The 13,588-nt window shown below is 62.6% G+C and carries 9 protein-coding genes; 3 read left to right on the top strand and 6 right to left on the bottom strand.

What is annotated here, in order from left to right:
• Positions 1-26 precede the first annotated feature (26 nt).
• Positions 27-1,112: an IS630 family transposase gene (locus AC52Q4_RS07850; protein ID WP_495536245.1), complete on the top strand. Its 1,086-nt coding sequence runs from the start codon at positions 27-29 to the stop codon at positions 1,110-1,112.
• Here AC52Q4_RS07850 and AC52Q4_RS07855 read toward each other — a convergent pair.
• Positions 1,104-2,429, bottom strand: a complete 1,326-nt coding sequence (locus AC52Q4_RS07855) for a cation-translocating P-type ATPase (RefSeq protein ID WP_495536246.1) — start codon at positions 2,427-2,429, stop codon at positions 1,104-1,106. The genes AC52Q4_RS07850 and AC52Q4_RS07855 overlap by 9 nt on opposite strands.
• Before the next feature lie 294 nt (positions 2,430-2,723).
• Here AC52Q4_RS07855 and AC52Q4_RS07860 point away from each other — a divergent pair, with 294 nt between their 5' ends.
• Positions 2,724-5,141: a phosphoketolase family protein gene (locus AC52Q4_RS07860; RefSeq protein WP_495536247.1), complete on the top strand. Its 2,418-nt coding sequence runs from the start codon at positions 2,724-2,726 to the stop codon at positions 5,139-5,141.
• Positions 5,142-5,335: 194 nt separating this feature from the next.
• On the opposite strand, the gene AC52Q4_RS07865 is transcribed toward AC52Q4_RS07860, so the two are convergent.
• Positions 5,336-6,154, bottom strand: a complete 819-nt coding sequence (locus AC52Q4_RS07865) for a class I SAM-dependent methyltransferase (protein ID WP_495536248.1) — start codon at positions 6,152-6,154, stop codon at positions 5,336-5,338.
• A gap of 569 nt (positions 6,155-6,723) precedes the next feature.
• Between AC52Q4_RS07865 and AC52Q4_RS07870 the strand changes: the two genes are divergently transcribed.
• On the top strand, positions 6,724-9,852 hold the full coding sequence (locus tag AC52Q4_RS07870; protein WP_495536249.1) for a PAS domain S-box protein: 3,129 nt from the start codon (positions 6,724-6,726) through the stop codon (positions 9,850-9,852).
• A gap of 51 nt (positions 9,853-9,903) precedes the next feature.
• Here AC52Q4_RS07870 and AC52Q4_RS07875 read toward each other — a convergent pair whose 3' ends face one another.
• From AC52Q4_RS07875 to ppk1, 4 genes are all read right to left on the bottom strand, one after another.
• The gene (locus AC52Q4_RS07875) at positions 9,904-10,317 is read right to left on the bottom strand and encodes a hypothetical protein (protein ID WP_495536250.1); all 414 of its coding nucleotides are present in this window, start codon (positions 10,315-10,317) and stop codon (positions 9,904-9,906) included.
• Positions 10,318-10,986 carry a WD40/YVTN/BNR-like repeat-containing protein gene (locus tag AC52Q4_RS07880; protein ID WP_495536251.1) on the bottom strand — a complete coding sequence of 223 codons (669 nt, stop codon included), beginning with the start codon at positions 10,984-10,986 and terminating at the stop codon, positions 10,318-10,320.
• Positions 10,987-10,997: 11 nt separating this feature from the next.
• On the bottom strand, positions 10,998-11,267 hold the full coding sequence (locus tag AC52Q4_RS07885) for a MoaD/ThiS family protein (protein WP_495536252.1): 270 nt from the start codon (positions 11,265-11,267) through the stop codon (positions 10,998-11,000).
• Between the two features lie 132 nt (positions 11,268-11,399).
• The coding region (gene ppk1, locus AC52Q4_RS07890) for a polyphosphate kinase 1 (RefSeq protein WP_495536253.1) at positions 11,400-13,588 on the bottom strand (2,189 nt) is incomplete at its 5' end.

The following is a 13,588-nucleotide window of genomic DNA, read 5'->3' on the forward strand; positions in this document are numbered from 1 at the left end:
ATCCTCTGTAGCATGGGATCAAGCGCATGCGAGTTGCCCCGCCGATTGTGTTGACCGACAAGGAGCACAGCGAGCTGACCCGAGTGTCGCGTTCGCGCCGTACCAGCGTACGCTTGGCGCAGCGCGCGCGGATCGTGCTGCTGGCCGCGCAGGGTATTCAGAACAAGGACATCGCCGAGCAGCTGGGTATCGGACGTGTGCAAGTCGCGCGCTGGCGCAATCGTTATGCGCAAAGAGGCCTCCAAGGCATCGAGCGGGACTTGCCGCGCGGCGCGCCGCCGCTGAAGGTGGACGTGAATCAGCTGCTCGAGCTGACAACGCAGACCAAGCCCAAAACAGCCACGCCCTGGAGCACGCGCAAGATGGCAGCTGGGCTGGGGGTCAGCGCCAGCACAGTCATGCGCCACTGGCAGGCCAACGGCTTGACGCCCCATCTCGTGCGTGGCTTCAAAGTCTCGCTCGACCCGCAGTTCGTCGAAAAGCTCGAAGACATCGTTGGTCTGTACGAGTCGCCGCCAGAGCATGCGCTGGTGCTGTGCTGCGACGAGAAGAGCCAGGTGCAGGCATTGGATCGCACGCAGCCGGGGCTGCCGCTGAAGAAGGGCCGCGCCCAGACGATGACGCACGACTACAAGCGTCACGGCACGACCACGCTGTTCGCGGCACTGAACGTGCTCGACGGCAAGGTCATCGGTCAATGCCAGCCGCGCCATACCCACGCCGAGTGGCTGAAGTTCCTGCGCAGGATCGACCGCGAGACGCCGAAGGAGAAGATCCTGCATCTGATCGCCGACAACTACGCCACGCACAAGCATCCGACGGTTCAGGCATGGCTGGCGACGCACCCGCGATTCCACATGCATTTCACGCCGACCTCGGTGTCTTGGCTCAACATGGTCGAGCGCTTCTTCCGCGATCTCACGGCCGAGCGGTTGCGCCGCGGCGTCTTCACCAGCGTGCCTGAACTGGTGGCGGCTATCGATGAATATGTTGCCCATCACAACAACCACCCCAAGACGTTCATCTGGACCAAGAGCGCACGCGACATCCTTCAGAAGGTCATTCGCGCCAATAGCCGATTAAGTTCCAAACAGAACGAAACGCTACACTAGCCCGGCTTTGCGCGCCGCGACGATCAATGCGCCTTCGGTCGGATCACCGTGCACCGTCCAGCGCCCGTCATGCTCCTGCAACGCGGCATTGTTGGCGCGTTCGGCGGCAGTGAGCGCGCGCACCAATTCGAACCGCAGGGCGTCACCGACCGGTCCGCCCCCGTCTCGTGTGACTTCTCCTCGCGGCGCATAGCCCGTGCCACTTAGGGTCACGCTGCCGCTTGCCGTGACGATCCGGCGTACCGTCATCTCGTTCTTGGTGAGCGTGCCGGTCTTGTCGGAGGCGATGACATTCGCCGAACCGAGCATCTCGACCGCTGCAAGGTGACGGATGATGGCGTTCCTCTTCGCCATGCGCTGCACGCCAATGGAGAGCGCGGCGGTCACCACCGCCGGCAAGCCCTCCGGCACCGCCGCAACCGCGAGGGCGATGCCCAGGATGAGGACGTCGAAAATGGCCGAAAAACCGCTCACATCCTCGATGAGGAGGATCGTCGCGATCATCGCCACGGCGATGACGACAACGATGAACCCGAGCAGTTTGCCGACACGGTCGAGCTCGATCTGCAGTGGCGTCGCCTGGTCCGACGCTTCTTTCAGCATGCCGGCGATGCGCCCCATCTGAGTTCGCATCCCCGTCGCCGTAACCACTGCGCGGCCGCTACCGTAAGTCGCTGCCGTGCCGCTGAAGATCATGTTGGTGCGATCGCCAAGCGCCGCCTCTCCTGTGATCGCGGTGGTAGTCTTCGATATGGGTAGACTCTCGCCGGTAAGCGCCGCTTCCGCCGTTTGCAGTGCAGTGGACTGGATCAGTCGGGCGTCGGCAGGAACGATATCGCCTTCTTCGATGAGAATGAGATCGCCGGGTACGAGTTCGATCGCCGGGATGCTCTGCCGCGCACCGTCTCGAATAACGCTAGCGTGCGCCGCCGACATGTGGCGTAGCGCCGCCACGGCCCGTTCCGCCCGAGTTCTCTGAAAGTAGCCGATAAGCGCATTGAGCAGCACAATGGCGAAGATCGCCATGGCCTCATACGGCAAGGCCGATTCGCGCTCGTATAGCCACAGCACCGCGGAAATCAGAGCTGCGACGAGCAGAAGGAGCACGAGCACGTCGGTGAATTGAGCGAGAAACTGCCTCCACCCGGGCACAGGTCTCGCCGCCGCCAGCCTGTTCCTGCCGTATTTTTTGAGTCGCGCTTGCGCCTGCGTCGTGCTCAAACCGAGTTGCGCATTCGTATCGAGCGCGGCGAATATATCGTCAACCGACTGCTGGTATGGCGCCATCCGATCCGACGGAAGAGTCGCTCTGTTCATCGACCTGTCTGCCTCGCCTCTGCGTCCGAATCCAGCGGATTACAACCGGCGCGAGATCCCAAACGCCTCAGGAACTCTTCCGAAAAAACAGGAAAGCGACGCTATCTGCAGAGTGCCCTCAGATGCCGAGCTCGTGATCAAGGAACCGGGCCCGGTCCGGCCAAGTCTATTATTGCACTCGGTGTGTCCGTGATCACCGCCGAGGAGGACTGCCGATGCGGGCATGCGACGCAGTCTGGAATGCAGTTTGAAATAATGTGTGCTGGCACGCAGCGGCCGGCAGGAGGCAGGCGGATGAGCGAAGTGGCGAGTCAGGCCGACCAAACAGGCGTGCTGACAAAGGACGAACTCGAGCGCATGAATGCCTACTGGCGCGCCGCGAACTATCTCTCTGTCGGCCAGATTTACCTGCTTGACAACCCGCTTTTGCGCCAGCCGCTCAAGCCCGAGCACATCAAGCCACGGCTTTTGGGGCATTGGGGCACGGCGCCGGGATTGAGCTTCATCTATGTCCACCTCAACCGGATCATCAAGAAGTACGATCTCGACATGCTCTATGTGACCGGCCCCGGTCATGGTGCGCCCGGCCTCGTTGCAAACGTCTACCTCGAGGGCACCTACAGCGAGCTTTATCCATACGTCTCGCAGGATGCGGACGGGATGAGGCGGCTGTTCAAGCAGTTCTCGTTTCCGGGCGGGATCCCTAGCCACACGGCGCCGGAGACACCGGGTTCCATTCACGAAGGGGGCGAGCTCGGTTATTCGCTGTCGCATGCCTATGGCGCGGCGTTTGACAATCCGGATCTTATCGTGACCTGTGTGATCGGCGATGGCGAAGCGGAAACCGGTCCGCTCGCCGCTGCCTGGCATTCCAACAAGTTTCTCAATCCGGCCCGCGACGGCGCAGTCCTGCCGATTTTGCACCTGAACGGCTATAAGATCGCCAACCCCACGATCTTCGCGCGTATTGAGCGTGAGGAGCTGGAGAGCCTATTCGTTGGTTACGGCCACAAACCGTACGTCATCGAAGGCTCCGACCCTGCGGCGATGCATCAGGCGCTGGCGGCAACGCTCGATTCCGTCGTCGGAGAGATAAGGCAGATCCAGGACAGGGCCCGAACAAGCAAAGATTCCTCCCGCCCCCGGTGGCCAATGATCGTGTTGAAAACGCCCAAAGGGTGGACCGGACCCAAAGAGGTGGATGGTCTCAAGACGGAGGATTACTGGCGCTCGCACCAAGTCCCCTTTACCGATGCAAGGGGCAACCTGGATCATACCCGGCTCCTCGAGGATTGGATGCGAAGCTACGGGCCGGACGAGCTTTTCGATGAGCGCGGCCGGTTACGGGCTGAGCTTGCCGATCTCGCCCCGGAAGGGTCGCGACGTATGGGAGCCAATCCTCATGCCAACGGCGGACTGCTGCTGAAAGCGCTGCGGCTGCCCGACTTCCGTTCCTTCGCCGTCGATGTGCCAGCGCCAGGCGAGGTCGGGGCCGAGGCAACGCGCGTCATGGGTGGTTTTTTGCGCGACGTAATGAAGCTCAACGCGCAGGCCGGTATCTTCCGGGTCTTCGGCCCGGATGAAACGGCCTCGAATCGCCTTACGGCGCTGTTCGAGGCAACGGATCGGACATGGGTGGCGGAAACCCGCCCTGAGGATGACCATCTCGCGCCGGACGGCCGCGTGATGGAGATCCTGAGCGAGCATACCTGCCAAGGCTGGCTCGAAGGTTACCTGCTGACCGGCCGGCATGGTTTGTTCTCCACCTACGAGGCGTTCGTGCACATCGTCGATTCGATGCTCAACCAGCATGCCAAATGGCTCAAGGTGGCCGGGGGCGAGGTGCAATGGCGTCGGCCAATCGCCTCGCTCAACTATCTGCTGACGTCGCATGTGTGGCGCCAGGATCACAACGGCTTCAGTCATCAGGACCCAGGCTTTATCGACCACGTCGTCAACAAGAAGGCGGAGGTGATTCGAGTCTACTTTCCTCCCGATGCCAATTGCCTGCTCCAGGTGATCGACGTCTGCCTGCGCAGCCGCAATCTCATCAATGTCATCGTTGCCGGCAAGCAGTCGGAGCCGCAGTGGCTCGACATGGATGCGGCGGTCAAACATTGCACCACCGGGATCGGCATCTGGGGCTGGGCTAGCAACGATCAGGGAAGCGAGCCCGATGTGGTACTGGCCTGTGCCGGCGATGTGCCGACCGTCGAGGCGTTGGCGGCAACCCAATTGCTGCGGGAGCTCGAGCCGGAGCTGAAGGTGCGAGTCGTCAATGTCGTCGATCTGATGCGCCTGCAGCCCGCGGAGGAGCATCCGCACGGCCTGTCGGACAGGGAGTTCGACGTGCTGTTCACCACGGACAAGCCAATCATTTTTGCTTACCATGGTTATCCCTGGCTCATCCACCGGCTGACTTATCGCCGCACCAATCACAACAACCTCCACGTGCGCGGCTACAAGGAGGAGGGGAGTACCACCACACCTTTCGATATGCTGGTGCGCAATGACATGGACCGATATCACCTCGTCATGGATGTGATCGACCGGGTCCCGAAGCTGCGCATCAAGGCCGCTTACGCGAAGCAGGCGATGCGGTACAAGTTGATCGAGCACAAGGAGTACATCGCCAAGGAAGGGCAGGATATGCCGGAGATCCGAGACTGGCAGTGGCCGTATTCACAGCCGGACCCGGCGAAAACGCCCTGAGGGTTCGCACCGGGCGACAAGGCCGAGCTGGGGCCCCGCATTGCAATGGCTTACTATCGCGCTGCGCATTGAAGATCAATCTTTATTGCATGCGTCTTTTGGCGACCGTCAGCCCCTCGTTCGTTCGGTTAACGTACGTTCCTTGCCCCTGCCAGGCGCTTCCTTCTGAACCGCGTCGCCGGGTGTTCCCCCATTCAGGCCCGGATCGCAACCACTTCCAGGATTTCACCCGTTACCTCGGTGCTGCCGTCCGTGGCGCGGTTGTGGCGCGACCATAGCTGCGCCAGGTCGGCTTTGAGTGCCGCCTGCCCGCCCGGGTCGAGGGAGGCCAGTGCCTGCATTACCGGTCCGAAGTGCCCGGCGTAGAAATTCACGACGTCTTCCGGCGCGTACGGATAATAAAATTGGTAGGGTAATCGGTTGAGCTGCAGGTCCTCGACCCCCTTGCTCAGGCGTTCCTTGACGGTGGCCTCGTCTCCCCAGAGGAGCGGCGAAGGCATATCCGGAGGCGGGACGTGCCGAGCGAGCGTACGGAAGAAATCACCGACAAAGCTCTCCGGGGTCCAGTTGCCCATGACCACCTGTCCGCCACGGCGGGCTACGCGCAGCAGTTCGGCGACGACGCGCTGCGGACGGGGCGCGAACATCGCGCCGATCAGGCTGACCACCAGGTCGAAGGATGCCTCGGCGTATGGGAGATCCTCGACGTCCCCGACGTCAAAGCGAACGTCATCGCCTTCGCTCGCGGCGCGTCGGCGTGCCTGTTCGATCCAGTTGGCGGCGAGGTCGATCCCCGTGACCCGGGCGCCGGCGCGGGCGGCGGGGATCGCCAACTGGCCGGTGCCACACGCCACGTCGAGCATCCGTGTGCCCGGCTCAATGGCAAGACGCGCCAGGAACGCCTCGGCGCCGGCGCTCAGGCCCTCGGCCACGCGGCCGTAGTCACCCGCACTCCAGGTTGTCTCGAGCTGCTCCTTGAGTGTTATCAGGTCGGGCGGCCCCGATTGATTCATTGCGGTCCTCCCTTTGCGGCGCTCACGCTACGTGTAGCGCTTGCCGGGCTTCCGTGCAAACTCCATTGGATTCGCTGACCTTTTTCCCGCTGGCCACTGTCAGGGCCAATTCGGATGCAACAATTCGACCGAGAACACCTGCTGCCGGGCCTATAGAGCCGGTGGGAGGCAGCTGAGCCCCTTCCCCAATTGCTTCCCGCGTCGCCGCCGTGTGCGCCACTGCGCAGCAGCAACAACGCGCGATTGCCACTATCAGGGCGGTGATTCGGGACCCGGACCGCGGCGGCGCAATGGTATGGGGCCCATGGTGACCGGCCACTTTGTGCGACAAGGCCGCTGTCGCCGTGAGCCGGACATCGCTGCGTGGATGGATCGAGTGAACGGACAGCGTCTGCCCGCGAGGATGGCGGGCTATGGCAATACGACGAGATGCGCGAGAAAAGCCGCCGCTCCCATTGCCATGCAAATTGCCTGACTACGCGAGAGCGGGCACGCGCAGCCGTGCAAGAGGATGTTCCTTGAAAGTCTTGCAAGCGAATAAGCCATCCCGGTCGAGAGAGCGCCCTTTTGTGCTGCCGCTGCTGATCTTTCTTCTGTTTGCGAGCGGCAGTTACGCCGTGTACACGAGGCTTCACGAGTACGAACTGAGCTACGCCAAACAACGGGTTCGCGACGAAGCGCAGAAAATCGAATTCGTGCTGAACTCGAGGAAAAACGCCAAGCTGCAAGCGCTCGAGCGCATGGCGAGGCGCTGGGAGGTCGCCGGCGGGACGCGTCCAGCGATCTGGCGCACGGACGCGCGCCGGTATACCGAAGAGATCTCGGGGCTGAAAGCGATCGAGTGGGTGGACTCGAGCTACCACGTCCGCTGGGTGGAACCGGTCCAAGGCAACGAAAAGGCGCGGGGGTTGAATGTCCTTTTCGACGAGCAGCGGCGACAGGCGCTCAAGAATGCCGCGCGGAAAACGACGCCCACGGTGACTCCGCCGCTCGAGCTCGTGCAGGGCTACACGGGTTTCATCGCCTACGTGCCATTGCGGGTCGAGGGGAAATTCGGCGGTTTTCTGGCTGGGATCTTCTCCATCGAAGACTTCCTCGGCGGCGCCATCACCGAAGAAATCGCCAACGGCTACGCCGTGTCCTTGTATTACAAGGGCAAGGCGTATTTCACGAACGATGTGGCGCCCGCGCGGAGCGGCAAAGACTGGGCGGTCGAGAGGTCGTACCGCGTCTACGACAAGCTCTGGACGGTTCGGGTCGCACCGAGCACGCAAGCGATCGAACGCCAGGAGACATCGCTGCCGCTCGTGGTGTTGCTCGCGGGGCTGCTGATCGGGGCGCTATCAGCGCTGGTGGCGCGGTATCTTCTCGTCTCGCGGCAAATATCCGAATACCTGCTCGAGTTGAACCGGCTGAGCTCGGCGATTTTGTCGAGCACCACGCACCTGGTCATCGCCACCGATGAAACGGGCACGATCGTTATCTTCAACAAGGCGGCGGAGGCGGCGCTCGGCTACGACGCCGATGAGGTGGTGGGAAAAGAGACGCCGGCGCTGTGGCATGACGGCGCGGAAGTGGCGCAGCGCGCAAGCGCCTTGAGCGCCGAGCTCGAAACGCGCGTGGAGCCCGGTTTCGAGGTCTTCATCCGCAAACCGCTGCTAGAGGGCAGCGAGGTGAGTGAGTGGACCGTCATCCGCCGGGACGGCTCGCGCTTTCCGGTGCTACTGACCGTGACGCCGCTAAACGACGCCGGCGGTGACCCCGTAGGCTATCTCGGGGTCATCGAGGATATTACCGAGCGCAAGGAGCAGCAGCAGGCGTTGCGGGCGTCGGCCGAGCAACTGCGCCTGCTGGTCGAGCACACCCCTGCGGCGGTTGCGATGTTCGACCGTAGGCTGACCTACCTCATGACCAGCCGCCGCTGGATTCAGGATTACGGGCTCGAAGGGCGCGAGGTCATCGGCAAAACGCATTACGAAGTCTTCCCCGAATTGTTGGCCGAGCCCGGCTGGGTCGATATCCATCAACGCGCCCTGGGTGGGGAAGTATTCGACATGCAGGAAAGCTCCTGGGTGCGGGAGAGCGGTAAAAGGGAATGGATCAAGTGGGCCGTCCACCCATGGATCGACAACGCCGGCGAGGTCGGTGGCATCGTCATGTTCTCGGAGGTCATCACCGCGCGCAAGGAGGCGGAGGAAGCCCTACGGCTCAGCGAGGAAACCTTCCGTGCGGCCATGGAGCACGCGCCGATCGGCATGGTGCTGGTTTCCCGAACGGGGCGGTGGCTGCAAGTCAACCCGGCGTTGTGCCGATTGCTGGGGTATAGCAAAGAAGAGCTGCTCGAGAAGGATTTTCAATCCATTACTTATCCGGACGATCTGGAGCCGTACGTGGAGGCGCTGGTCAGGTTGCTCCTCAATGAAATCAACGCCTGTCAGCTCGAGAAACGCTACTACCATAAAAGTGGACGTCTGGTCTGGACGCTGCTCAGCGTCTCGCTGATGCGCCGGGCGGACGGCGAGCCCGATTTCCTGATAGCGCAGATCCAGGACATCTCCGAGCGCAAGGAAATGGAGCGCATGAAAAACGAGTTCATCTCCGTGGTGAGCCACGAATTGCGTACGCCGCTCACGTCCATTCGCGGCTCCCTGGGGTTGGTGCTTGGCGCGTTGTCGCGGGAACTGTCGGCCAAGGTCAAAGAGCTGATCGGGATCGCTCACAACAATTGTGAGCGCTTGATCCTGTTGATCAACGACATCCTCGATATCGACAAGATCGCCTCCGGGCACATGCGTTTCGCCAGCAAGCGGGAATCGCTCGCCGAGCTGACGCGTCAGGCGGTGGAAGACAATCTGCCCTATGCCCGTGGCCTGAATGCGCACATCGCGTTGACGCCGATCGACGAGGGCGTCGAGGTGGAGGTTGATGCCAGCCGCTACATTCAGGTGTTGTCCAATCTGCTGTCCAACGCGGCGAAGTTCTCGCCGCCGGGCGAGACGATAACGGTGGCCGCCGAGCTCAGGGGCGAGTGGGTGCGTATTTCGGTCACGGACAACGGCATCGGCATCGCGGAGGAATTCCGCCCGCGCATCTTCGGCAGGTTCTCCCAGGCCGACGCCTCGGCCTCGCGGGCCAAGGGCGGCACCGGTCTAGGGCTGCATATCAGCAAGCAGCTGGTCGAGCGAATGCACGGACGGATCGGCTATGACACGAAGGTTGGCGAAGGGACGACCTTCTGGGTGGAATTCCCAACGGCCGGCTCGCGCCGTGTTGCCGGCAGTGCAGGCACGGCGGAGCCGGCCCGCGTCCTGCCGAAGCCCCGGTCCGTCTACTGCCCCGAGGTGCTCCACGTAGAGGACGATGCCGATCTGAGTGATATGCTGGGCACGGCGTTGCAAGACAAGGCCACGATCATCTCAGTGACGACGCTGCAGCAGGCCGAAGAGCTTCTGCGGCAGCGGAATTTCGCGATGATCCTGCTGGACGTGAAACTGCCCGACGGGTCCGGGCTGCGCTTGCTGGAGCGCTTGAACAGCCTCGCCGAGAAGCCGCCTCCGGTTGTCATCCTGGCCGCTGATTCGCCGCCGCCGCAGGTGTACGAGCAGGTGGCCGCCGTGATGGTGAAAACCCGCACTTCCGAACCGAAGCTGGTGGAGGCGATCCTCGAGGTGCTCGAACGGCGTCAGCTAGAAGCTTGAAGCGCCATCTCGTCACGGCTTCAGCCCGCGTACGCGCGGGAGTGCAGCGCGCTAGACAAACCGCACGGCATTGACGGGCGGCAGGCGCGCCGGGAGACGGGTCCACTCGTCGCCGCCATTCTCGCTGATCCAGGCGCCTCCCGTGGTCGAGCCCATCACCAGGCGTTCGCCGCTGTCATCGATATCAAGGCCGTGGCGGTAGGCGAGCTCGTAGCTCGGCTCCTGTGGCAGACCCCGGTCAAGGATCTCGAAGCTGCGGCCGCCGTCGCGTGTGCGGGTGACGACGAATTTGCCGTCTTTCGGGTAGCGGAATTCATCCTTCACCGCGGGTACGAACCAGGCGGTACCGGCATGGCCCGGGTGCACGACGACCGCGAAGCCGAAATTGGAACAATTCGGCGGCGTCACTTCGTTCCATGTGGCCAGGTCGTCCGCGGACCGGAAGATGCCGTTATGATGCTGCATTCAATAGCTCTGCGGCGCGCTGGCGCACTGCGCCATCCGGTGAACATCCTGCGTCACTCCGCCATAGGCGAGTTCCGGCGGCATATACGCCGCGCGCATGCCTTCGGTTCGCAGCGCCCAGCTCGCGCCGGCGTCGCGGCTTTGCCAGACCCCGCCGGTGGAGACCGCGACGCTCAGAGAGCGGTGATCGCGCGGGTCGACGCAGATCGTATGGATGCCGGGCTGGTCATAGCCGCCGCCGAACCAGTTTTCCCGTTCCGGCAGGTTCCAAAGGGCTTCATTGAGCGTCCAGCTCTCGCCGCCGTCCGCCGTATAGAACAGGCCGCCGGGAATCGTGCCGGCCCAGATGCCGCCCGGTTGATCCGAGCCGTCGGTCTCCAAGGCCCAGATCTGGCTGACGGAAGGTCCCTCGCCGGCGGGTTGCGCTTTCGGGAAAGCGGGCATAGTGATCTCCTTCCAGCTCCGTCCCTCATCGAGGGAGCGGTGGAGTTTCGGACCGAAATGCCCTAGGTTGAGCGCCGCATAAAGCGCACCGTCGCGCGGATCGCGTATGGCAAGCGTCACCGGGCTGCCCATGAACGCCGGATCGTCATCGAGTTGCCAGCCATTGAGCCGGCGCGTGAAGGAGAACAGCCCCTTGCGGCTGGCGATGAGCACACGCTCCCTCATAAAACCATCCCTCAGCCGCCGGATAATGCTTGCAGGACGTAGATCTCGCTCCCTGTCTTTACCGGGGCATCAAGCGCCTCCGCACGCGGGAGTTGACAGCCGTCCACGAAAATCACGACATGGCGGCGCACATTGCCTTGATCATCGAGAATGTAGTGCTCGAGCCCGGGGTGATCGGTGAAGGCGGCGGTGAGCACGCCGCCGACATCGGGTGCCTCGTAGTGGCAGGGACCGCTCGGTGCCACGCTGCCCAAATGACTGGTGAAGACAACTTTGGCCACGCCCAACGCCCTTCTGATTCAGAGCGGCTGTAAAGCAACGCTAAGCGTTAACGCTCGCTACGCTCGAGGTTTGTTTCCCATCTGGCAGGCGGTTCGAGCGCTCGTGTCGCGCTGCCCAGAGTTACCTCGCGCTCAAGAGACCGGCAGGCGTACATTGCGCCGTCCCATGGCTTTCGGCTTGCGGCGTTTCAGGCGCTTCGCCTCCTTGTGGCGGCGTTGCGCCGCGGCGATGAGCTGTTCCTGGCAGCCGTCGCCGTTCTCGGCGGTTGGGCGGCGCTGTACGTAGGTGCCGTCGGGCTGCATGTCCCACGCGCTGCGTTGGTCCGCAAGATGCAGATCGATGATCTGGCGCAGCTCCGCCTGCAGCCCCGCCTCCTCCACGGGCACCAGCACTTCCACGCGATGCTCGAGGTTGCGCATCATGGAATCGGCGGAACCGATATAGTACTCCTCGTTTCCGCCGTTGCGAAAATAGTAAATACGGCTGTGCTCCAGGAATCGGCCGACGATGCTGAGGACGCGAATGTTCTCGGACAAGCCGGGGATCCCCGGGCGCAGCCGGCAGGTGTCCCTTATCAGCAGATCCACGCGTACCCCCGCGCGCGAGGCGAGATAGAGCTCACGGGTGATATCGGAATCCTCCAGGGCGTTCATTTTCATTTGGATGAGGCCGGGCCGCGCGGGAGCGTGAAGCTCGATCTCGCGGCGTATCTTTGCGATCAGCGCCCGCTTCAAGAGCTTCGGGGCCGGCAGGATCTTGCGGTAGTCCCGCTTGGGCGTATAGCCGGTGGTCAGGTAATTGAATAGCTCGATCAAGTCCCGGCCGATGTCCTCGTTGCAGGTGAGAAGACCGAGGTCGTCGTAGAGCCGGGCCGTTCCGGCATGATAATTCCCCGTCCCCAAGTGGGCATAGAGGCGCAAGCCGTTGTAGTCGCGTCGAACGACCAGCACGAGCTTGCAGTGCGTCTTGAGGCCCACCACGCCGTAGGTGACATGGATGCCCGCCTCTTCCATCCGGCTCGCCCAGCGAATGTTGGCCGCCTCATCGAAACGCGCCTTGAGCTCGACCACGACGGCCACCTGTTTGCCATTCTGCGCGGCTTCGATGAGGTAATCGACGATCCGGGTTTCACCCGAGGTGCGGTAAAGGGTCATCTTGATCGCGCGCACCTTGGGGTCGTTACTCGCCTCGAGCAAAAACCGCTCGACCGAGCTCGAAAAGGATTCGTAGGGATGCTGCACGAGTATGGAGCCGTGGTCGCGAATCGCGTAGAAGATTTTCGGCGAGTCGAGCTTCGGGTGATTCACTGGATAGTGGGCCGGGTAGTGGAGATCCGGTTCCGGCAACATGGCGATTTCCCAGAGCGCGCGCTTCGCCAGCATGGCATCGTCTATGTAGAAAACGTCGGCCTGTTCGTTGAGGCCGAAATCCGCCGCGAGCATCCCGCGGCGGAAGGGATCCATATTACGCTCCACCTTCATTCGCACGATCGGGGCGAAGCGCCGCTCGCGTACCTCGGATTCGATCATCGCGAGCAGGTCGTCCGCGCGCTCCTCGTCATGCTCGGTATTGGCGTTGCGAGTGACCTGAAACAGCTCGCAGGCGCGTACCTCCATCCTGGGGAACAGCAAGTCCAGGTTGTGGGACATGACCTGTTCCAGGGCGACAAAGCGTTTCGAGTCCCCTAGCGGGAGAAAGCGCGGGATGTCCGGACCGATCGGCACTTTCACCCGGGCGCGGACCTCCTCGTCGTCTTCGGTGTAGGAGAGGGTCACGAAGAGATTCAGCGAGAGATTCGAGATGAACGGAAACGGATGCGCGGAGTCGACTGCCTGCGGCGTCACCAGGGGAAAGATGTTCTCGATGTAATGTGCGCGCATCGCCGCCTGCTCATCGTCGGTCAGCGCCTCATAAGAGAGGATGGCGATGCCGTGCGCTTCCAGCGCCGCGCGCAACGTGGCGAGGAGCGCTTCGGATTCCGCCTCGATTTCGCGAACCACTGCATAGCACTCTTCGATTTGCTGCTCCGGCAATCGGCCGTCAATGCTGCGTTCACGCAAACCGGCTCCCACCTGCTGCTTCAAGCCGCCGATGCGCTTCATGAAGAACTCGTCCAAATTGGCATCGGCGATGGCGAGAAACTTGAGGCGCTCTAGCAAGGGCGTGCGCTCGTCGCCGGCCTCGTGCAAAACTCGCCGATTGAAGGCAAGCCAGGTAAGCTCGCGGTTGAGGTAATACTCGGGAGCGTCGAGCTCGATTCCGCTGCGTTCGTCGGCGGCTGTGGGGCGGCTCGAATCCGCCGAGGGCGCATCGCGTGATG

The organism is Nitrococcus sp. (genome assembly GCF_059432795.1).